Source organism: Paracoccus sp. SJTW-4 (assembly GCF_047716885.1).
Classification (GTDB): Bacteria; Pseudomonadota; Alphaproteobacteria; order Rhodobacterales; family Rhodobacteraceae; genus Paracoccus; species Paracoccus solventivorans.
Window position 1 is genome coordinate 490,702 of the sequence record NZ_CP136681.1, and the last position, 19,201, is coordinate 509,902.

20 protein-coding genes are annotated in these 19,201 nt (G+C 70.5%); 12 read left to right on the forward strand and 8 right to left on the reverse strand.

The features are described from left to right. The first annotated feature begins 1 nt into the window (after nt 1). From RSP45_RS02435 to RSP45_RS02465, 7 genes are all read left to right on the forward strand, one after another. Nucleotides 2-766, forward strand: coding sequence for a thiazole synthase (locus tag RSP45_RS02435; protein ID WP_415393093.1), 765 nt, complete (start codon nt 2-4; stop codon nt 764-766). Between the two features lie 155 nt (nt 767-921). Beyond that, nucleotides 922-1,518 carry a thiamine phosphate synthase gene (locus tag RSP45_RS02440; protein ID WP_415393094.1) on the forward strand — a complete coding sequence of 199 codons (597 nt, stop codon included), beginning with the start codon at nt 922-924 and terminating at the stop codon, nt 1,516-1,518. After that, nucleotides 1,515-2,543: a HesA/MoeB/ThiF family protein gene (locus RSP45_RS02445; RefSeq protein WP_415393095.1), complete on the forward strand. Its 1,029-nt coding sequence runs from the start codon at nt 1,515-1,517 to the stop codon at nt 2,541-2,543. Before RSP45_RS02440 ends, RSP45_RS02445 begins: the two co-directional genes overlap by 4 nt. After that, nucleotides 2,543-3,487 carry an ABC transporter substrate-binding protein gene (locus RSP45_RS02450; RefSeq protein WP_415393096.1) on the forward strand — a complete coding sequence of 315 codons (945 nt, stop codon included), beginning with the start codon at nt 2,543-2,545 and terminating at the stop codon, nt 3,485-3,487. The genes RSP45_RS02445 and RSP45_RS02450 overlap by 1 nt, the downstream gene beginning before the upstream one ends. Then, nucleotides 3,484-4,155, forward strand: coding sequence for a thiaminase II (gene tenA / locus RSP45_RS02455; protein ID WP_415393097.1), 672 nt, complete (start codon nt 3,484-3,486; stop codon nt 4,153-4,155). Before RSP45_RS02450 ends, tenA begins: the two co-directional genes overlap by 4 nt. A gap of 44 nt (nt 4,156-4,199) precedes the next feature. Continuing rightward, a complete protein-coding gene (locus tag RSP45_RS02460) occupies nt 4,200-4,874 on the forward strand; it encodes an ABC transporter ATP-binding protein (RefSeq protein ID WP_415393098.1) in 675 nt (224 codons plus the stop codon). Continuing rightward, complete coding sequence (locus tag RSP45_RS02465) at nt 4,871-5,599, forward strand: ABC transporter permease (protein ID WP_415393099.1); 729 nt, start codon at nt 4,871-4,873, stop codon at nt 5,597-5,599. The genes RSP45_RS02460 and RSP45_RS02465 overlap by 4 nt, the downstream gene beginning before the upstream one ends. Before the next feature lie 153 nt (nt 5,600-5,752). Here the strand turns inward: RSP45_RS02465 and RSP45_RS02470 are convergent, their stop codons facing one another. After that, a complete protein-coding gene (locus RSP45_RS02470) occupies nt 5,753-6,526 on the reverse strand; it encodes a sirohydrochlorin chelatase (RefSeq protein WP_415393100.1) in 774 nt (257 codons plus the stop codon). After that, the gene (locus RSP45_RS02475; RefSeq protein ID WP_073066064.1) at nt 6,523-7,095 is read right to left on the reverse strand and encodes a DUF4202 domain-containing protein; all 573 of its coding nucleotides are present in this window, start codon (nt 7,093-7,095) and stop codon (nt 6,523-6,525) included. Before RSP45_RS02475 ends, RSP45_RS02470 begins: the two co-directional genes overlap by 4 nt. 141 nt (nt 7,096-7,236) lie before the next feature. On the opposite strand from RSP45_RS02475, the gene RSP45_RS02480 reads away from it, so the two are divergent. Then, nucleotides 7,237-7,860, forward strand: coding sequence for a gamma-glutamyl kinase (locus RSP45_RS02480; RefSeq protein WP_415393101.1), 624 nt, complete (start codon nt 7,237-7,239; stop codon nt 7,858-7,860). On the opposite strand, the gene RSP45_RS02485 is transcribed toward RSP45_RS02480, so the two are convergent. Continuing rightward, a complete protein-coding gene (locus RSP45_RS02485) occupies nt 7,803-8,300 on the reverse strand; it encodes a type II toxin-antitoxin system RatA family toxin (protein ID WP_415393102.1) in 498 nt (165 codons plus the stop codon). The genes RSP45_RS02480 and RSP45_RS02485 overlap by 58 nt on opposite strands. A gap of 50 nt (nt 8,301-8,350) precedes the next feature. Between RSP45_RS02485 and RSP45_RS02490 the strand changes: the two genes are divergently transcribed. Beyond that, nucleotides 8,351-8,542, forward strand: coding sequence for a hypothetical protein (locus RSP45_RS02490; protein WP_415393103.1), 192 nt, complete (start codon nt 8,351-8,353; stop codon nt 8,540-8,542). Between the two features lie 254 nt (nt 8,543-8,796). Here the strand turns inward: RSP45_RS02490 and RSP45_RS02495 are convergent, their stop codons facing one another. Next, on the reverse strand, nt 8,797-9,642 hold the full coding sequence (locus RSP45_RS02495; RefSeq protein WP_415393104.1) for a neutral zinc metallopeptidase: 846 nt from the start codon (nt 9,640-9,642) through the stop codon (nt 8,797-8,799). A gap of 220 nt (nt 9,643-9,862) precedes the next feature. Here RSP45_RS02495 and RSP45_RS02500 point away from each other — a divergent pair, with 220 nt between their 5' ends. The 3 genes from RSP45_RS02500 (at nt 9,863) to gyrA (ending at nt 13,886) form a co-directional block, all read left to right on the forward strand. Continuing rightward, nucleotides 9,863-10,492 (forward strand): DedA family protein, encoded by a 630-nt coding sequence (locus RSP45_RS02500; RefSeq protein WP_415393105.1) that lies wholly within the window; start codon nt 9,863-9,865, stop codon nt 10,490-10,492. Between the two features lie 22 nt (nt 10,493-10,514). Beyond that, a complete protein-coding gene (locus RSP45_RS02505; RefSeq protein ID WP_415393106.1) occupies nt 10,515-11,015 on the forward strand; it encodes a disulfide bond formation protein B in 501 nt (166 codons plus the stop codon). A 174-nt stretch (nt 11,016-11,189) separates the two neighbouring features. Continuing rightward, on the forward strand, nt 11,190-13,886 hold the full coding sequence (gyrA, locus tag RSP45_RS02510; protein ID WP_415393981.1) for a DNA gyrase subunit A: 2,697 nt from the start codon (nt 11,190-11,192) through the stop codon (nt 13,884-13,886). Nucleotides 13,887-14,085: 199 nt separating this feature from the next. Here gyrA and RSP45_RS02515 read toward each other — a convergent pair whose 3' ends face one another. Genes RSP45_RS02515 through RSP45_RS02530 form a run of 4 tightly spaced genes read right to left on the reverse strand, consistent with a single transcriptional unit; the run spans nt 14,086 to nt 19,191 of the window. Next, nucleotides 14,086-15,300 (reverse strand): glycosyltransferase, encoded by a 1,215-nt coding sequence (locus RSP45_RS02515; protein ID WP_415393107.1) that lies wholly within the window; start codon nt 15,298-15,300, stop codon nt 14,086-14,088. Further along, complete coding sequence (locus tag RSP45_RS02520) at nt 15,297-17,015, reverse strand: ABC transporter ATP-binding protein (RefSeq protein ID WP_415393108.1); 1,719 nt, start codon at nt 17,013-17,015, stop codon at nt 15,297-15,299. Before RSP45_RS02520 ends, RSP45_RS02515 begins: the two co-directional genes overlap by 4 nt. Then, nucleotides 17,012-18,115, reverse strand: a complete 1,104-nt coding sequence (locus RSP45_RS02525; protein WP_415393109.1) for an ABC transporter permease — start codon at nt 18,113-18,115, stop codon at nt 17,012-17,014. The genes RSP45_RS02520 and RSP45_RS02525 overlap by 4 nt, the downstream gene beginning before the upstream one ends. Next, on the reverse strand, nt 18,112-19,191 hold the full coding sequence (locus RSP45_RS02530) for a microcin C ABC transporter permease YejB (RefSeq protein ID WP_415393110.1): 1,080 nt from the start codon (nt 19,189-19,191) through the stop codon (nt 18,112-18,114). Before RSP45_RS02530 ends, RSP45_RS02525 begins: the two co-directional genes overlap by 4 nt. Nucleotides 19,192-19,201: the final 10 nt, after the last annotated feature.

The following is a 19,201-nucleotide window of genomic DNA, read 5'->3' on the forward strand; positions in this document are numbered from 1 at the left end:
GATGCCGGTCTTCTACGGCACGGAAATCGCCTCGCCCCTGATGCTGGGCACGGCGCAATACCCCAGTCCGGCGATCCTGGCCGAGGCGTTCCGCGCCTCCGGCGCCGGCATCGCCACCGTATCCTTGCGGCGCGAGGCCGGTGGCGGGCAGGATTTCCTGCGGCTGGTCGAAGGCCTGGGCGCCGCGATCCTGCCCAATACCGCCGGCTGCCACAGCGTCAAGGAGGCGGTGACCACCGCGCAGATGGCCCGCGAACTGCTGGGCACCGACTGGATCAAGCTGGAGGTGATCGGCCATTCCGACCTGCTGTCGCCCGATGTGTTTGCACTGGTCGAGGCGGCGGCGGAGCTATCAGCCCAGGGCTTCAAGGTGTTCCCCTATTGCACCGAGGATCTTTCGGTCGCCGAGCGCCTGCTGCGCGCGGGCTGCGAGGTGCTGATGCCCTGGGGCGCGCCCATCGGCTCGGGCCTTGGTCTGAACAACCCGCACGGGCTGCGGGCGCTGCGCGCCGCCTTCCCCGAGGTGCCGCTGGTGGTCGACGCCGGCATCGGCCGCCCCAGCCATGCCGCCTCCGCGATGGAGCTGGGCTTCGACGCGGTGCTGCTGAACACCGCCGTCGCCAAGGCCGGCGACCCGGTGGCGATGGCGCGCGCCATGGCGCAGGCGGCTAAGGCCGGCCGCGCCGCCTATCTCGCCGACCCGATCGAGCCGCGCGAGATGGCCGTCCCCTCGACCCCCGTCATCGGCAAGGCGTTCCTGCAATGAGCCGCGCAGCCAACACCCCCGACCCCCGGCACGCTTTCATCTTGCCGAAAATATCCTCGGGGCTTTCGAGCGCCCGGAAAACGGTCCGGTGGACCGTTTTCAGCGAGGAGGGGGTGGAAACCCCCCCGCTGCAACGCCGCGGAAGGAACCGGACCATGACCCTGCCCCGCTTCTACCCAATCTTCGAGTCCGCCGACTGGGTGGAACGGGCGCTGGCGGTCGGGGTGCGCATGGTGCAGCTGCGCATCAAGGACATGCCCGAACCCGCCCTGCGCGCCGAGATCGCCCGCGCTCGCGATCTGTGTCGCGCCTCGGGCGCCCTTCTGGTCGTCAACGACCACTGGCAGCTGGCGATCGAGCTGGGCTGCGACTGGCTGCATCTGGGGCAGGAGGATCTGGACGGGGCCAACCTGGACGCGATCCGAGCGGCGGGGCTGAAACTCGGCGTCTCGACCCATGACGGGGCGGAACTGGACCGGGCGCTGGCGGTCGGCCCCGATTACGTGGCGCTGGGACCGGTCTGGCCGACGATCCTGAAAAAGATGCCCTGGGCGCCGCAGGGGCTCGACCGCGTGGCCGACTGGAAGCGCCGCGTGGGCGCGCTGCCGCTGGTCGCCATCGGCGGGCTGACCCCTGATCGCGGCCGCGCAGCGCTGGACGCGGGCGCCGATGTGGTCGCGGCGGTCACCGACATCACCCTGCACCCGGACCCCGAGGCGCGGATGCGGGAATGGCTGGAGGTGGTCGGATGAGCAGGCCCGAGGGCTTCACCGCCGCGACCGGGGGTTTCACACCCCCGGACCCCCGTGGGATATTTGCAGGTGATGAAGAACGCCACATCCGCCAGATGGTGCTGCCCGAGGTCGGGGCCGAGGGGCAGGCGCGGCTGCGCGCGGCGCGGGTGCTGGTGGTCGGGGCGGGCGGACTGGGCTCGCCCGCGATCATGTATCTGGTCGGCGCCGGCATCGGCGCGCTGACCGTGGTCGATGCGGATGTGGTCGAGCTGCCCAACCTGCACCGCCAGCCGATCCACGCCGGGCGGGTGGGCATGGGCAAGGCGGACTCGGCCGCCGCTTTTGCCGCCACGCTGGACCCCGGCGTGCAGGTGCGGGCGCTGGCCGAGCGGCTGACGCCCGCCAATGCTGCCGCACTGGTGCAGGGCTGCAACGTGGTGCTGGATTGCGCCGACAGTTTCGCGGTGGGCCTGATCCTGTCGGATGCCTGCATGGCGGCGGGGGTGCCGCTGATCTCGGCCTCGGCGCTGGGGCTTGGGGGGTATGTCGGCGGGTTCTGCGGCGGCGCGCCCAGCCTGCGGGCGCTGTTTCCCGACCTGCCCGACCGCGCCGCCACCTGCGCCACCGCCGGGGTGCTGGGGCCGGTGGTGGCCATGCTGGGCACGCTGCAGGCGCAGATGGCGCTGGAGCTGCTGCTGGGGCTGGAGCCCTCGCCGCTGGGGCGGCTGCTGACACTGGCGCCGGGGCTGCGCTGGGGCGGGTTCCGCTTTGACGGCGCCCCCGAGCCGCAATCCGGGTTCCGCTTCATCGACACAAACGAAATTGCCGCAGACGATTTTATCCTCGACCTGCGCGACGCGGCCGAGGCCCCGGTCCCCGTCCATCCCGCCGCCATCCGCGCGCAGGCCGAGGCGCCGCCCCGCCCGCCCGCGGGCGCGCGCGCCGTGATCGCCTGCCGCTCGGGGCTGCGGGCCTGGCGGGCGGCGCGGATCCTCGCCCCCGCCCACCCCGATATCGTCCTGATCGCCACCGGAGGAGATTGATGAGACATCTGCTTGCTGCCGCGCTGCTTGCGCTGGCCCCCGCCCTTCCCGCGCAGGCCGCGGACAAGATGACGCTGATCCTCGACTGGTTCGTGAACCCGGACCATGCGCCGATCGTGCTGGCCGCCGAACAGGGGTATTTCACCGACGCCGGGCTGGAGGTGGAGATCATCGCCCCCGCCGATCCCGCCGATCCCCCAAAGCTGGTCGCCGCCGGCAGTGCCGATCTGGCGATCACCTATCAGCCGCAGCTGCATCTGCAGGTGCACGAGGGGCTGCCTCTGGTCCGGGTCGGCACGCTGGTCGGCACGCCGCTGAACTGCCTGATGGTACGCGCGGACGGGCCGGTGGCGACGCTGGCCGATCTCAGGGGCAAGCGCATCGGCTATTCCGTGGCAGGAGTCGAACAGGCGCTGGTGTCCGCCCTGCTGGCACAGGCCGGGATGACGCTGGATGATGTCGAGATGGTCAACGTCAACTGGGCGCTGACGCCGGCGCTGATGTCGGGCCAGGTCGACGCCACCATCGGCGGCTATCGCAATTTCGAGCTGACCCAGATGCGGCTGGCGGGTGGTGAGGGGCGCTGTTTCTTCCTCGAGGAAGAGGGGCTGCCCGCCTATGACGAGCTGATCTATGTGGCCAATGCCGACTCTGTCGACCGCGATCGCATCAACCGCTTCCTGGGCGCCGTTGAGCGCGCGACGCAGTTCATGCTGAACCACCCCGAAGAGGCGCGCGAGATCTTTGCCGCCCACGCCCCCGACCTGTCGGACGAGCTGAACACCAGCGCCTGGGCGGATACCTTCGGCCGCTTCGCCATTTCGCCCGCGGCGCTGGACCACGGCCGCTATGCCCGGTTCGAGGCATTCCTGCACGAAAACGCACTGGTGCCGGAAATCTGGCCAGTCGCAAGGTTCGCCATCGACCCGGGGGCAGAGGAATGAGCTACGGCCGCTGCTTCACCGCCTGGCGCGCCGCCGCCGGTTCGCATTGGGACGACTATGTGCGGCACCGCTTCGTGCAGGGAATGGCCGACGGCACCCTGCCCCGGCAGGGGTTCCTGAACTATCTGGTGCAGGACTACCGCTTCCTGATCCATTTCAGCCGCGCCTGGGGACTGGGGATCGTCAAGGCCGACACGCTGGAGGAAATGCGCGCCTGTGCCGCCACGGTGGACGCGCTGATCAACCTGGAAATGCCGCTGCATGTCCGCATCTGCGGCGCCGAAGGCATCACCCCCGCGGCGCTGGAGGCCGCGGAAGAGGCGCCCCAGAACCTCGCCTATACCCGCTATGTGCTGGAATCGGGCTATAGCGGCGATTTTCTGGACCTGCTGGCGGCGCTGGCGCCCTGCGTGCTGGGATACGGCGAGATCGGCGCCCGGCTGGCGCAGGAGGCCGCGCCCGACACCCCCTATCGCGAATGGATCGACACCTATGCCGGCGAGGATTTCCAGCGCGCCTGTCGCGAGGCCGGCGCCCTGATCGACCGCGCCGTCGCCGCGCGGCTGGGCGACGCGCCCGAAGCGCTGCCGCGCTGGCAGGCGCTGGAGCGGCGCTTTGCCACCGCCACCCGCCTCGAGGTCGCGTTCTGGGGGCTGGGGTTGGCGTGAGCGGCGCGGCGGGAGCCTCCGGCGGGGATATTTGGGGACAGAAGATGCGCCCCATGGTCTTGGGTCAGGTGCCGGGGCTGTTCGGCCCGTTGGAGCTGGTGCTGGAACCGGGGCGACTGACCTGCCTGCTGGGGGCCTCGGGGGTGGGAAAATCCACGCTGCTGCGGCTTCTGGCCGGGCTGCCGACCGGGGTCGAGTTCCGCGGTCGGGTCGAGACCGCGCCCTCGGCGCTGATGGGGCAGGATGCGGGGCTGTTTCCGTGGCTGAGCGTGGCGCAGAACGTGGGCCTGGGCGCGCGGCTGCGCGGCGAGGCCGCGGATGCGGCGCGCATCAGCGCGCTGGTCGCGGCGGTCGGGCTGGCGGGGCTGGAAGACCGCCTGCCCGCGCAGCTTTCGGGCGGGCAGCGGCAGCGGGTGGCGCTGGCCCGCACCCTGGCCGAGGACCGGCCGCTGGTGCTGCTGGACGAGCCGTTCTCGGCGCTGGACGTGGCGCTACGGTTGCAGATCGGCGAGATGGCGGCGCGACTGCTGTCGGGGCGCACGGTGCTGATGGTGACCCATGACCCAGCCGAGGCTGCGCGGCTGGGCGACCGCATCCTGGTGCTGACCCCCGCAGGGCTGGCCGGGCACCCGGCCCCGCCGGGCCCGGTGCCGCGCCGCCACGACGCGCCCGAGGTGCTGGCCGCGCAGGCCGCCCTGACCCGGCAGCTGCTGGCATGAGGGCGCTGCTGACCCTGACCTTTGCGCTGCTGTCGTGGGAGGCGCTGGTGCGGCTGACCGGGCTGCCGCCCTATCTGCTGCCCTCGCCGCTGTCGGTCGCGGCGGCGCTGTGGACCCACCGCGCGGAACTGGCGCCGGCGGCGCTGCTGACCGGGTGGGAGACGCTGCTGGGCCTTGCGCTTGGCGCCGCGCTGGGGGTTGCGGCGGCGGTGGCGATGGCGCTGTCGCCGCGGCTGGGGCGGACGCTGGGGCCGGTGCTGATCGTCAGCCAGACCATCCCGGTGTTTGCGCTGGCCCCGATCCTGACCCTATGGCTGGGGTTCGGCATGGCGCCCAAGGTGGCGATGGTGGTGCTGATCGTGTTCGTGCCGGTGGCCCAGGCACTTTACGACGGGCTGATGGCGCCGCCCCCGGCCCAGCTGGACGTGGTGCGGACCATGGGCGCCGGAAGCTGGGCCGAGCTGCGCCACCTGCGCTTTCCGGCGGCGCTGCCGCGGCTGGCCTCGGGGCTGCGGCTGGGGGCGATCTATGCGCCGGTCGGCGCAGTGATCGGGGAATGGGTCGGCGGCGCGCGGGGCCTGGGCGCGGTGATGATCCACGCCAACGGCCGCATGAAGACCGACCTGATGTTCGCGGCACTGTTCGTGGTGGTGGCGCTGTCGCTGACGCTTTACACCGCCATCGACCGCAGCCTGACCCGCCTGCTGCGCGCCCGCGGCTTCTAGGGCTTCGGGCGGTCGGAAATATCCTCGGGGCTGGCGAACGCCCGAAAAACGGTCCGGTGGACCGTTTTCAGCGAGACAGGGGCAGAGCCCGAACAGGCCGCAGGCAACGGGGGGCAGACAGCCCCCCTGCGACCTCGCGCGCGGCGACCGCTCTCAGCCCTGCCGAGCCTCGTCCGCCATCGCGGCCCGCAACGTGGCCGCGATCAGGGCCGCCACCCCCGCGGTGGTGCCGATCGGGGGCGCGATCGGGCCCTGCCCGCGCCAGCCCTGCGGGATGTCCTCGGTGACATGCTCGCCGCCGGTAGCGAAGAACGGCAGGCAGACCGCCGGGCCCTCGGGGACCACGTCGGCCAGGAACGGCGGTTCCTCGATGAAGCCGACGGTCACCGCGGCGAAGCCGGCGGCGGGGGCCAGCGCCTCGGCGAAGGCGCGGGCGGCGCGGGCCGGGGCGCGGGATTTGCCCGAGCCGTGGCCGACCACGACCAGCGTGGCGGTAGCCGGGTCGATCCCGGCCGCCGCCGCGGTCTCGCGCGCCACCGCCGCCCCCAGCGCGGGCAGGCCGGGGTCGAGGCCGAGCGGCGCGGTCAGCCGCACCCCCTCGACCCCCGCCAGCGCCAGCCGGCGCGGGGTTTCGCTGCGCACGAACCAGCCGTCGGCCATGAAATGCGGATAGACCAACCCGACCCCGTGCAGCGCCGCCAGGCTGCGCCTGCAGGCCAGCGTGGCGCCGTGGATGCGCCAGCCCGGCAGCAGCGCCTGCACCTGCGCGGCTAGCGACTCGAGTTCCGGCTGCAGCGCGCCGGGATCGCCGGGCTGGCCGTGGGCGAGGATGGCCGCCACCGGGCCATTGCCGGGGACGGCCTTGGCCAGCAAGCGTGCGGCGGTGCAGCGGCAACCCTCGCAGGGGGCGGGGAGCGGGACGCTCACCGCGCGTCCCCCAGCTCGAAGGCCGCCGCCAGTTCGGGCGGCATCGGGAACTCGGCCAGCGCGCGGGCGCGGGCCTCGGGCGACATCTTGCGGGCGGTCTTGGCGACGATGCCCAGAAGCGATTCCGGGGTCTGGGTGGTGGCGAAATCGCCCAGGTAGTGGCGGATGAAGGTAAAGCAGGCCACGTCTTCCAGCGCCTGCACCTGAGGGTCGCGCTTGATGCCCTCCTTGCGCAGCATCCGGCCGGCGTGCTCGACCTGATCCTCGGGGAAGCCCTCCGCGCGCATCAGCGCCATTACCCGGTCGGCATGGCGGCGGGCCTGGTCCCGACGCCAGGTCAGGTACCCCTCGCGGCCCTCGGGATAATCGCTGCGCGGCAGCAGCCAGCGCTCGATATGCTGGCCGCGGCAGGCGATGGCCAGCGCGTCGGTGGCGTCGGGAAACAGGCGCTGCTGTTCCTCGGTCATGCGGCGGCCGTAGAGCAGCTCGACCGGCTGGTCGCCCTCCAGCCGCGGATCGGCGGCGTTGGCGGCGTCGATGGCGGCGAAGACCCGGTCCCGAGGCGTCATGGCGGCAATTCCCTGCTGGCGTCTGGCTGGCACCGGACTGCCACGCCATCCCGCCAAGGTCCAGCGCCGCAAGTGGCCGGGGCTTGCCAAGCTGCACGCCCGCGGGGGATACCGCGGCCAGCCAACCGGGAAAGGTCCCCCATGCTGGGTTTCGTCGCGCCAAGGCTGGTGCTGCTGTCGGTGCCCAAGACCGGGACCACCGCGCTGGAGGGCGCGCTGGCGCCGCGGGCCGAGATCGTGCTGCGCGCCCGTCCCGAGATCAAGCACCTGACCATGAGCCAGTACAACCTGCGCATCCAGCCGCTGCTGGCCAATATCCCCGGGCCCCGCTTCCGGGTGGCGGCGGTGCTGCGCGAGCCGATTTCATGGCTGGGCAGCTGGTATCGCTATCGCCAGCGCCCCCAGACTCTGGGCCAGCCCAACAGCACCATCGGCATCAGTTTCGAGGGCTTCGTGCAGGATTACCTGTCCGACGAGCGCCCGCCCTATGCGGCGCTGGGGCGGCAGTCGGGGTTCGTCGCGCCCGCGCCGGGCAAGCGCGGCCCCGACATGCTGTTCCAGTATGAGCGGATGGACGAGCTGCTGCGCTATTTCGAGACCGCGCTGAATTGCGAGCTGTCGCTGCGGCGGGTCAATGTCTCGCCCGACGCCGACCTGAGCCTGTCGCCCGAGACCCGCGCGCGGCTGCGCGAGGCGCTGGCCGAGGATTACGCGCTGTGGGAATCGGCGGGTGATCCGTCGCTGCGCCCGCCGCCGCTGCCGTAAAGCGCGCGGGCCCGGTCCTCGAAGGCGCGGACGATGCGGTGCATGGCCTCGGTGAACACCACCCCGATCACCTTGCGCAGGATGGCGTTGCGGAACTCGAAATCGACGAAGAACCGCACCTCGCAGCCGCCCTGCGGGCGGTCGGTGAACTGCCAGCCGCTGTGCAGATGGCTGAACGGCCCGTCCAGATACTGGGTGTCGATGCGCTTTTCGGCGGGAAACAGCGTGACGCGGCTGCCGAAGCGTTCGCGGAACACCTTGAAGCTGATGACCAGATCGGCCTCGATCACCTCGGAGCCGTCGGGGCGGGGCTGGCGCGAGCGGATCCGCGCCGCCGCGTTCCACGGCAGGAATTTCGGGTAGCTTTCCACATCCGCCACAAGGTCATACATCTGCTGCGCGGTATGGGGCAGCACACGGGTTTCGGCGTGGTTGGGCAAGAGCTGGTCCTTTGCTTCCGGCCGCCCCGGTCTAGCAGAGGTCGCGCGCGATGAACAACATGATCTGGCTGCTGCGCATGTCGCGCTGGGTGCGCAACCCGCCCTCGGCCGGGCGGGTGTGGCTGGTGGCGATCGTCGTGGCGCTGGTGGTGGTGCTGGGCGCCATCGAGTGGATGGGCTGGGTCCCCGACTGGGCCACCCAGGACCGCCCGCCGCGGCTGCCGCGGGTGCAGATGCCCTGAGTGCCCATCGCGGCCGGCGGTCAGCCGCGGGGGGGGGAAGCCAGCTGCTGCGACATGGGCCACGTTCTCCTTGCCTTGCTACCACCGGGCGGTGGGCGAGGAGCCCCGATAATCCGGCAGATGCGCCGCTCGGGCACGCGGGCCGGGGCAACTCCTGCTGAGGCAATGGGGCCCCGCCCTGCCCGTCCTTGCTGCGGCCATGGCGGCGGGCAAGGACCCCCCCGCTGATCCGTGCAGCGCGCAGGCGCGCAAGCTCAGCGCCCGGCCTCGGCGAAGGTGTCGCAATCGGCGATCCGGCCTGAGCGCATTCCCCGCGACAGCCAGGCGCTGCGGTCGGCGGCCGAGCCGTGGGTAAAGCTGTCGGGCATCGGCGCGCGACCGGATTTCTCCATCAGGATGTCGTCGCCGACGGCGCGGGCGGCGTTGACGGCCTCGTCCACGTCCCCGGGTTCGATGCTGCCGAAACGGTCGGCGGCGTGGCGCGCCCAGATCCCGGCGAAGCAGTCGGCCTGCAGTTCGGTCAGCACCGACAGGCGATTCGAGTCCGCCGGCCCCGCCTGCGCCCGCGCCCGGTTCACCTGCGGCAGCACCCCCAGCAGGTTCTGCACATGGTGGCCAATCTCATGCGCGATCACATAGGCATAGGCGAAGTCGCCCCCTGCCCCCATCTGCCGCTGCATCACCCGGAAGAAATCGGTGTCCAGATAGACCTTGCGGTCGCCCGGGCAGTAGAACGGCCCCATCGCGGCCGAGGCGCCGCCGCAGGCCGACTGCACCGCGCCGGAAAACAGCACCAGGCTGGGCTCGCTGTAGTCCATGCCGGCCTGGGTCGCCAGCACCTCGGCCCAGATCTCCTCGGTGTCGGCGAGCACGACCGAGACGAACTGCCCGATCTCGCGCTCTTCGGCGCTGAGCTCGCGCGGGGCGGTCTGCTGCGGCTCGGACAGACCGCCGACCAGCGGCGAGATGTCGACGCCGAAGAAATACCCGACCGCCAGCACCACCAGCATCCCCACCACGCCGATGCCGCCGGCGCCGGCGGTGCCCATGCCGCGGCGATCCTCGATATTGCGGCTGCCGCGGCGCCCTCTCCATTCCATCGGTCGGTCCCTTCTGTTCGCGGTGCGTGGCCGGCGCTGCCCGAGGATGTCGCGGCGGCCTTGCTTGGGCAACCGCATTCGGCGCGGCGGGGTTCCGTGGCGCGGCCGCGCCGGGGGGCGCGACCGGGGGCTTCGCGCCCCCGGACCCCCGCGGGATATTTCCAGACAGAAGATGGGACAGGCGACGGCGGGTTGCTTGGAATGCGGCCTTGTCTGTGGCATGGGGGCGCATTCACGGCAGGGGATGGGCGCGATGTTCGACTGGGTGCTTTCGGTGATCGAGGGCTGGGGCTATCCCGGCATCTTCCTGCTGATGGTGGCCGAGCATCTGTTCCCGCCGATCCCGTCCGAGGTGATCATGCCGCTGGCTGGCTATCTGGCAGCCAGCGGCACGCTGTCGCTGCTGCCCACGGTGATCGCGGGCACGCTGGGTTCGGTCGTCGGCACCAGCATGTGGTTCGTGGTCGGCTGGTGGATCGGGGCCGAGCGGCTGAAACGCTGGGCCGCGCGCCACGGGCGGCTGATGACGCTGTCGCCCTCGGACATCGACCGGGCGCAGGCGTGGTTCGACCGGCAGGGGGGCGCGGCGGTGTTCCTGGGGCGGATGATCCCGGCGGTGCGCACGCTGATCTCGGTCCCCGCCGGGATCGCGCGGATGAGCCTGTGGCGGTTCTATGTCTTCACCGTGCTGGGCAGCCTGCTGTGGACGCTGGTGCTGACGCTGTCGGGGCTGGTGCTCGAGGCCAATTTCCATCTTGTCGAGGAAGTGATCGACCCGCTGTCAAAGGCGGTCGTGGCGGCGGTGGTTCTGGTCTACATCTACCGTGTCGCCACCTGGCGGCCCCACTGATCCATTGCCGGCCGAGACCCCCATGCCCCTGACCCGAGACCTGCTGACCAACCCCTCGCCCCGGATGCTGGCCGTTGCAGCGGGGGGCGGCTCGGCCGCGCTGCTGGCGGGGGCGCTGTTCTTTCAGGCGCTGGGGTTCGCGCCCTGCGAGCTGTGCATCCTGCAGCGCTGGCCCCATGCCGCGGCGGCGGCGCTGGCGGTGGCGATCGCCGCGCTGGGGTTCCGGCGGGTGCTGGCGGTGCTGGGGCTGATCGCGGCGCTGCTGGCGGTCGCCTTCGCCGCCTATCACACCGGGGTCGAGCAGGCCTGGTGGCCCGGTCCCGCCGCCTGTTCGGGCGGCCTGGGCGACCTGGGCGCGGTCTCGACCGAAGAGCTGCTGTCGCGCATCCGCGGCGCGCAGGTGGTGCGCTGCGACCAGCCCGCCTGGGTGTTCCTGGGGCTGTCGATGGCGGCGTGGAACGCGATCCTCTCGGCCGGGCTGGCGGGGCTTTGGGCACTGTCGCTGCGGCGGTCGGCGCGCTGAGACTTGTCGCCGGCTCCTGTCGCCGTTGAACCCACTAGCGGTGGGTGATAGAGGTTTGCGCAACGAGATATTGAGGCAGACCCCTTGGCCGACACCCCCGAAGACGAGATCCCCACCGATGACCGCGGCAACGGCGCCACCCCGCCCGAGTCCGACGCGCCCGAGCGGGCGGTGATGCCCCATGACGGGCCGGTGGTCGATATCGCGCATGAGATGCGCCACGCCTATCTCGACTACGCGATGTCGGTCATCGTCAGCCGCGCCATCCCCGACCTGCGCGACGGGCTGAAGCCGGTGCACCGCCGCATCCTGTTCGCCATGAACGAGACGAACAACACCCACGACAAACCCTATCGCAAATCCGCCCGCCCGGTCGGCGACGTGATGGGGAAATACCACCCCCACGGCGACGCCGCGATCTATGACGCGCTGGTGCGGATGGCGCAGCCGTTCTCGATGTCGCTGATGCTGCTGGACGGTCAGGGCAACTTCGGCTCGATGGACGGCGACGGTGCCGCGGCCATGCGCTATACCGAGGTGCGGATGCAGAAGGCCGCCGCCTTCCTTCTGGCCGACATCGACAAGGATACCGTCGATTTCCAGGACAACTACGACGGCAAGGACCGCGAGCCCACGGTGCTGCCGGCGCGTTTCCCCAACATGCTGGTCAACGGCGCCGGCGGCATCGCCGTCGGCATGGCCACCAACATCCCGCCCCACAATCTGGGCGAGGTGATCGACGCCACCCTGGCGCTGATCGAGAACCCCGACCTGCCGACCGAGCGGCTGATCGAGATCGTGCCCGGCCCGGATTTCCCCACCGGCGGCGTGATCCTGGGCCGCTCGGGCATCCGCAAGGCGTATCTCGAGGGGCGCGGCTCGGTGGTGCTGCGGGCGCGCACAAGGATCGAGACCGTGCGCGCGGGGCGCGAGGCGATCATCCTCGACGACGTGCCCTATCAGGTGAACAAGGCCACGCTGATCGAGCGCATCGCCGAGCTGGCCAAGGAAAAGCGTGTCGAGGGCATCGCCCATGTGCAGGACGAATCCGACCGCCAGGGCGTGCGCGTGGTCATCGAGCTCAAGCGCGACGCCACCGCCGAGGTGGTGCTGAACCAGCTGTTCCGCTTTACCCCGATGCAGTCCAGCTTTGGCTGCAACATGCTGGCGCTGAACGGCGGCCGTCCGGAACTGTTGACCCTGCGCGACTTCCTGAGCCATTTCATCACCTTCCGCGAAGAAGTTGTCGCCCGCCGCACCGCCTATGAGCTGCGCCGCGCCCGCGAACGCAGCCATGTGCTGTGCGGGCTGGCGGTCGCGGTGTCGAACGTGGACGAGGTGGTGGCGACGATCCGCGCGTCCAAGGACGCGGCCGAGGCGCGCGAGCGGCTGATGCAGCGGCGCTGGCCGGCGCATGAGATCCTTGAATATCTGCGGCTGATCGACGACCCGCTGCACCCGGTCAACGACGACGGCACCTATAACCTGTCCGAGACCCAGGCCCGCGCCATTCTGGAACTGCGCCTGCAGCGCCTGACCCAGCTGGGCGTGCAGGAGGTCACCGACGAGCTGCAGACGCTGGCCGACGCGATCCGCGACTATCTGGCGATCCTGGCCAGCCGGCAGCGGGTGCTGGACATCATCGCGGACGAGCTGCGCGAGGTGCGCGAGCTGTTCGCCGTGCCGCGCCGGACCGAGATCGTGGACTGGGCCGGCGATCTCGACGACGAGGACCTGATCGAGCGCGAGGACATGGTCGTCACCATCACCTCGGGCGGCTATGTCAAGCGCACGGCGCTGTCGGAATTCCGCAGCCAGCGCCGCGGCGGCAAGGGGCTGTCCTCGATGGCGACCAAGGACGATGACGTGGTCACCACGCTGTTCGTCGCCAACACCCACACCGAGCTGCTGTTCTTCACCACCGAAGGCATGGTCTATCGGCTCAAGACCTGGCGGCTGCCGCTGGGCGGGCGCACCGCGCGCGGCAAGGCGCTGGTCAATATCCTGCCGATCGACGGCGGCACCTCGATCGCCGCGCTGATGCCGGTGGACGTGCCCGAGGACGAATGGGATTCGCTGCAGGTGGTGTTCGCCACCTCGGCCGGCGACGTGCGCCGCAACGCGCTGTCGGATTTCACCAACATCATGCGCAACGGCAAGATCGCGATGAAGCTGCCCGAAGGGGTCAGCCTGGTCGACGCCCGCATCGCCGATGAAAACGACGACGTGATGCTGGTCACCGCCATGGGCCGGGCGATCCGCTTCCCCGCCACCGACGTGCGCATCTTCAAGGGCCGCGATTCGACCGGGGTGCGCGGGATCCGGCTGGCGCCGGGCGACAGCGTGGTCTCGATGTCGGTGATCCGGCATTTCGAGGCCACCCCCGAGGAACGCGCCGCCTATATCAAGATGCGCCGCGCGGTCGAGGGCGCGCTGGACGACGGCGCCGAACCCGACGAGGACGAAGCGGTGGCCGAGGCCGCGCTGAGCCAGGAACGCTACGCCGAGATGTCGGCCGCCGAGGATTTGATCCTGACCGTGACCGCGCGCGGCTACGGCAAGCTGTCCTCGGCCCACGACTATCCGGTGCGCGGCCGCGGCGGCCAGGGGGTGATGGCGATGGACCGCGCCATGCGCGGCGGCCCGCTGGTGGCCAGCTTCCCGGTGACGCTGGACGACCAGATCATGCTGGCGACCTCGACCGGGCAGTCGATCCGGGTGCCGGTCGAGGGGATCAGCTTCCGCTCGCGCTCGGCCGGTGGCGTGCGGGTGCTGAACGCCGCCGAGGGCGAAGAGGTGGTCACCGTCGCCCGCGTCGCCGACCAGGAAAACGGCGACAACGGCGATACTGAGGGCGACGCCGAGGAATAGGACCGGGGGGCGGCGGTCAGCGCCGCCGCGCCCTTCCGAACCCTCTCCGCCAGGCGGGCAGGCTCCCCACCCACGGGGACCATAGGCGCCGCTCCGCCCGCACCGGCTGCGGGACCGGGCCGCTGCGGCCTCGTTCTTCATCATCCAAATATCCCGGGGTGAGCGCCGCAGGCGCGAGGGGCCGAGCCCTGCCCCGAAGCTAGCCGAAGCCCTCCACCCACGCGATCTGCCGCGGCAGGCTGTGGCGGTGCAGGTCGTAGCCGTCGAGGATCGCCCGCCGCGCCGCCGTCCCCAGCCGGGCGGCCTCGGGGTCGCCGCTCAGCGCGCGGATCAGCGCCGCCTCCAGCGCCTCGCGGTCGTGGAAGGGCACCAGCCGCCCCTGTTCGCCGTCGCGGATCAGCTCGCGCACCGGCTCGGTGTCCGAGGCGACGATCTGGGCCCCCGCCGCCATCGCCTCGGTCAGCGACCAGCTGAGCACGAAGGGAAAGGTCAGGTAGCAATGCACCCGCGCCAGCTGCAGCAGCGACAGGTAATCCGCGTAAGCCACCCGGCCCAGGAAATGCACGCGGCCGGGCGGCAGGCGGTCGCCCAGCTCGGCCAGCAGCTTCTGTTTCCAGCTGGCGGCATCGCGGGGCTTGCCGCCGTAGCTGGTGCCCTCGGCCCCGATCAGCACCGCCTGCGCGCGCGGGCGCTCGGCCAGCACCCGGGGCAGCGCCCGCATCAGCATGTGAAACCCGCGGTAAGGCTCCAGCGAGCGCGAGACATAGGACAGCACCTCGTCCCCCGCCCGCAGCAGCTGCCCGTCCGGAAGGGTCAGGGTGGCGGCGGGGTCGGGGCGGACCCGGGCGGTGTCGATGCCGTCGTGGATCACGGTCAGCTTGGCGCGCAGCTCGGGCGGAAAACTGTCGGCCTGATAGCGGGTCGGCGTCAGCCCGGCGTCGGCCTGCACCAGCCCCTGGATCAGATGCGCCGAGCGCGCGACGGTGCGCACCCGCGCCTGGTCGCTGTCGGGGGCAATCTCGGGGTCGAAACCCACGTCCTGGCCGCGGGTGCGATACATCAGCTCGGCATAGACCAGCAGCTTTGCGTCGGGCCAGATCTCGCGCAGGAACAGCGTCTCGCCCCAGCCGGAATGGCCGAGGATCACATCGGGGCTGTAGCCGTGGCGGTCGCGCAGGGCGCGCGCGGCACGCGCCGCCTGCCAGCCCCGCTGCGCCATGTCGGAATAGGCGCGGCCCAGCGGATGCCCGCCCGGGACCGGCGCGGGGCTGGCGTATTTCACCACCCGGACCGGCGACGGGCGCTCGTTTCTGGCATCGGTCAGGGCCAGCACCTGATGCCCCCGCGCCGCCAGCGCCGGGGCCAGATGCGGGAACTGGCCGGGGAAGTTCTGGTGGACGAAGAGGATCTTCATCCGCCCGCGGGGGCTGCGGTTGCACCGGCACCGCCGCGGTGGTCGCGGAAGGCGGCGGCGATCAGCTCTCGGGTATAATCCTCGCGCGGCGCGTCGAAGACCTGCGCGGTGGTGCCCTGTTCCACCACCTCGCCCGCGCGCATCACCAGAATCTGGTGGCTCATCGCGCGCACCACCCGCAAATCATGGCTGATGAACAGGAAGGCGAGCCCGTGGCGGCGCTGCAACCCGCGCAGCAGTTCGACGATCTGCACCTGCACGGTCATGTCCAGCGCACTGGTCGGTTCGTCCAGCACCACCATTTTCGGGCGCAGGATCATGGCGCGGGCGATGGCGATGCGCTGGCGCTGGCCGCCGGAAAACTCGTGCGGATAACGGTTCATGCTGGCGGGGTCGAGCCCGACCTCCTCCATGATCTCGGCCACCATCTGGCGGCGGTCGCGGCCGGGCTCGGTGCCGTGGACGCCCAGCCCCTCGGCGATGATCTGGCCCACGGTCATGCGCGGCGACAGGCTGCCGTAGGGGTCCTGGAACACGATCTGCATGTCGCGGCGCAGGCGGCGCAGCGCGCGCCCCTCGACCCCCGCGATGTCGCGGCCGAGGTAAATTATGCGGCCGCGGCTTTCGATCAGCCGCATGACGGCCAGCGCCAGCGTGGTCTTGCCGGAACCGGATTCCCCCACGATGCCAAGGGTTTCGCCGGCGCGCACCGACAGGCTGGCCCCGTTCACCGCCTTGACGTGGCCGATGGTGCGGCGCAGGAAGCCGCGGCGGATCGGGAACCAGACCTTGAGGTCCTCGGTTGCGACGATTTCCGGGGCGGAGGGGTCGATGGGCTCGGCGATGCCCTTGGGCTCGGCGGCCAGCAGCTTGCGGGTATAGGGGTGCTCGGGCGCGGCAAAGATGCGCTCGGCCGGGCCCTGTTCCACGATCTCGCCGCCCTGCATCACGCAGACCCGGTCCGCGATGCGGCGCACGATGCCGAGGTCGTGGCTGATGAACAGCATCGACAGCCCTTCGTCGCGTTTCAGCGTCGCCAGCAGGTCGAGGATCTGCGCCTGGATGGTCACGTCCAGCGCGGTGGTGGGCTCGTCCGCGACCAGCAGCTCGGGGCCGTTGGCCAGCGCCATGGCGATCATCACCCGCTGCCGCTGCCCGCCCGACAGCTGGTGCGGATAATCCGCCAGCCGGGTTTCGGGGTCGCGGATGCCGACGCGGGTCAGCAGTTCCACGATGCGCGCGCGGGCGGCGGCGCCGCGCAGCCCCTGATGCAGCGCCAGGCTCTCCGCGAGCTGCTTTTCCAGCGTATGCAGCGGGTTGAGCGAGGTCATCGGTTCCTGAAAGATGAAGCTGATGTCGTTGCCGCGCACCGCCCGCAGTTTCGATTCCGGGGCGCCGACCATCTGCGCGCCGCGATAGAGCACGCTGCCCTGAATCTGCGCTGCGGGGCCCAGAAGCTGCACGGTCGAGAGCGCGGTGACCGACTTGCCCGAGCCGGATTCGCCGACCAGCGCCACGGTTTCGCCGCGCCCGACGGTGAAGCTGACGCCGTTGACGGCGGGGATCAGCCGGCCCTCGCTGCGGAAACCCACGCGCAGGTCGCGGACGTCGAGCACCGGGCTTGCGGCAGCCTCGGACCGGGGGCTGTCTGCCCCCGGACCCCCGAGGATATTTTCGGACCGCCCGAAACCAGGGGCGCTGCGGTTATCGCTCATCTGAAGGTCTTTCGGGGGTCGAAGGCGTCGCGGATGCCTTCGAAGATGAACACCAGCAGCGACAGCATGATGGCAAAGGTGAAGAAGGCGGCAAAGCCCAGCCACGGTGCCTGCAGGTTCTGTTTCGCCTGCAGCGCCAGTTCGCCGAGCGAGGGGGCCGAGGCCGGCAGCCCGTAGCCCAGATAGTCGAGCGCGGCGAGGCTGGAGATGGTGCCGGTGACCACGAACGGCAGCATGGTCAGCGTGGCCACCATCGCGTTGGGCAGGATGTGGCGGAACATGATGGTGCGGTCGCGCACCCCCAGCGCGCGGGCAGCGCGGACATATTCGAAGTTGCGGGCGCGCAGGAACTCGGCCCGCACCACCCCCACCAGCGCCGGCCAGCCGAACAGGATCGACACGAACACCAGCAGCCAGAAACTGCGCCCCAGGATCGCGAACAGGATGATGATGACGTAGAGCGAGGGGGTGGAGCCCCAGATTTCCAGCAGCCGCTGGAACACCAGATCGGTGCGGCCGCCGAAGTATCCCTGCACGGCGCCTGCCGCGATGCCGAGCGCCGAGGCGACCAGGGTCACGATCAGCGTGAACAGGATCGACAGGCGGAAGCCGTAGATCACCCGCGCCGCCACGTCGCGGGCGGTGTCGTCGGTGCCCAGCCAATGCGCCGCATCGGGGGCCGAGGGCGCGGTGCCGACGTTGTTGATGGTGCGATAGTGATAGGGAATCGGCGGCCAGATCGTCCAGCCGCGGTGGATTTCCTCGCCGTCGACGAAGCCGGTTCGGGCCTGGGCGATGGTCGCCTCGGGCTCGTCCCAGCACTCCTCGCGCCCGCCCGAGACGATCAGGCACTCGACCGAGGGGTCGGTATAATTCGCCTCGGTCCTGAAATCGCCGCCGAAGGTGGTTTCGGGGTAGAAGCGATAGGCGGGGAAATACAGTTCCCCCCGATAGCTGGCGACGATGGGCTTGTCGTTGGCGATGATTTCCGCAAACAGCGACATTACGAACAGCGCCGAGAACAGCAGCAGCGACCAGAAGGCGCGGCGGTTGCGGCGGAAGCTGCGCCAGCGGCGGCGGTTGAGGGGGGACAGCTTCATCCGGCGCGGCTTTCAAAGTCGATGCGCGGGTCGACCAGCACATAGGTCAGGTCCGACAGGATCCCGACCAGCAGGCCGAGCAGCCCGAACACGTAGAGCGTGCCGAAGATCACCGGATAGTCGCGCTGCACCGCGGCCTCGAACCCCAGCCGGCCGAGGCCGTCGAGCGAAAAGATCGTCTCGATCAGGATCGAACTCCCGAAGAACACCCCCAGGAACAGCGACGGGAACCCGGCGATCACGATCAGCATGGCGTTGCGGAACACATGCCCGTAAAGCACCCGGCCTTCCGTCAGACCCTTGGCGCGGGCGGTGATCACATATTGCTTGTTGATCTCGTCCAGGAAGCTGTTCTTGGTCAGCAGGGTCAGCGTGGCAAAGCTGGAGATGGTCGAGGCAGCCACCGGCAGGGCGATGTGCCACAGATAGTCCTTGACCTTGCCCCACAGGCTCAGGTCGGCGAAATTGTCGCTGGTCAGGCCGCGCAGCGGGAAGATCTGCCAGTAGCTGCCGCCCGCGAACAGCACCATCAGCAGCACCGCGAACAGGAACCCCGGGATCGCATAGCCGATGATGATCGCGGTCGAGGTCCAGGTGTCGAAGCTGGTGCCGTCGCGCACCGCCTTGCGGATGCCCAGCGGGATCGAGATCAGATAGGCCAGCAGCGTCGACCACAACCCCAGGGTGATCGAGACCGGCATCTTCTCGATCACCAGATCCACCACCGAGATCGAGCGGAACCAGCTTTGCCCGAAGTCGAAGCGCAGGTAGTTGCCCAGCATGGTCAGGAAGCGCTGCACCGGCGGCTTGTCAAAGCCGAACTCGCGTTCCAGCTCGGCGATGAACTCGGGCGGCAGGCCTTGCGCGCCGGCATAGCGCTCGGTCCCGCCCGCGCCCTGCCCGGCGTCGCCGCCGCCGGCGATGTTGCGGAACACGTCGCCTTCACCCTGCACACGGGCCACGATCTGCTCGATCGGGCCGCCGGGGACGAATTGCGTCAGGGTGAAGTTGACCAGCATGATCCCGATCAGCGTCGGGACGATCAGCAGCAGCCGCCGCAGAAGATATGCGCCCATTCGGTCGTTC

What these genes read in the sequence shown, in the direction of transcription:
- RSP45_RS02435 (WP_415393093.1), top strand. Translation starts at nt 2, where the DNA reads ATGCCGGTCTTCTACGGCACGGAAATCGCCTCGCCCCTGATGCTGGGC.
- RSP45_RS02440 (WP_415393094.1), top strand. Translation starts at nt 922, where the DNA reads ATGACCCTGCCCCGCTTCTACCCAATCTTCGAGTCCGCCGACTGGGTG.
- RSP45_RS02445 (WP_415393095.1), top strand. Translation starts at nt 1,515, where the DNA reads ATGAGCAGGCCCGAGGGCTTCACCGCCGCGACCGGGGGTTTCACACCC.
- RSP45_RS02450 (WP_415393096.1), top strand. Translation starts at nt 2,543, where the DNA reads ATGAGACATCTGCTTGCTGCCGCGCTGCTTGCGCTGGCCCCCGCCCTT.
- tenA (WP_415393097.1), top strand. Translation starts at nt 3,484, where the DNA reads ATGAGCTACGGCCGCTGCTTCACCGCCTGGCGCGCCGCCGCCGGTTCG.
- RSP45_RS02460 (WP_415393098.1), top strand. Translation starts at nt 4,200, where the DNA reads ATGCGCCCCATGGTCTTGGGTCAGGTGCCGGGGCTGTTCGGCCCGTTG.
- RSP45_RS02465 (WP_415393099.1), top strand. Translation starts at nt 4,871, where the DNA reads ATGAGGGCGCTGCTGACCCTGACCTTTGCGCTGCTGTCGTGGGAGGCG.
- RSP45_RS02475 (WP_073066064.1), bottom strand. Translation starts at nt 7,095, where the DNA reads ATGACGCCTCGGGACCGGGTCTTCGCCGCCATCGACGCCGCCAACGCC.
- RSP45_RS02480 (WP_415393101.1), top strand. Translation starts at nt 7,237, where the DNA reads ATGCTGGGTTTCGTCGCGCCAAGGCTGGTGCTGCTGTCGGTGCCCAAG.
- RSP45_RS02490 (WP_415393103.1), top strand. Translation starts at nt 8,351, where the DNA reads ATGAACAACATGATCTGGCTGCTGCGCATGTCGCGCTGGGTGCGCAAC.
- RSP45_RS02495 (WP_415393104.1), bottom strand. Translation starts at nt 9,642, where the DNA reads ATGGAATGGAGAGGGCGCCGCGGCAGCCGCAATATCGAGGATCGCCGC.
- RSP45_RS02500 (WP_415393105.1), top strand. Translation starts at nt 9,863, where the DNA reads ATGGGGGCGCATTCACGGCAGGGGATGGGCGCGATGTTCGACTGGGTG.
- RSP45_RS02505 (WP_415393106.1), top strand. Translation starts at nt 10,515, where the DNA reads ATGCCCCTGACCCGAGACCTGCTGACCAACCCCTCGCCCCGGATGCTG.
- gyrA (WP_415393981.1), top strand. Translation starts at nt 11,190, where the DNA reads ATGCCCCATGACGGGCCGGTGGTCGATATCGCGCATGAGATGCGCCAC.
- RSP45_RS02515 (WP_415393107.1), bottom strand. Translation starts at nt 15,300, where the DNA reads ATGAAGATCCTCTTCGTCCACCAGAACTTCCCCGGCCAGTTCCCGCAT.
- RSP45_RS02520 (WP_415393108.1), bottom strand. Translation starts at nt 17,015, where the DNA reads ATGAGCGATAACCGCAGCGCCCCTGGTTTCGGGCGGTCCGAAAATATC.
- RSP45_RS02525 (WP_415393109.1), bottom strand. Translation starts at nt 18,115, where the DNA reads ATGAAGCTGTCCCCCCTCAACCGCCGCCGCTGGCGCAGCTTCCGCCGC.
- RSP45_RS02530 (WP_415393110.1), bottom strand. Translation starts at nt 19,191, where the DNA reads ATGGGCGCATATCTTCTGCGGCGGCTGCTGCTGATCGTCCCGACGCTG.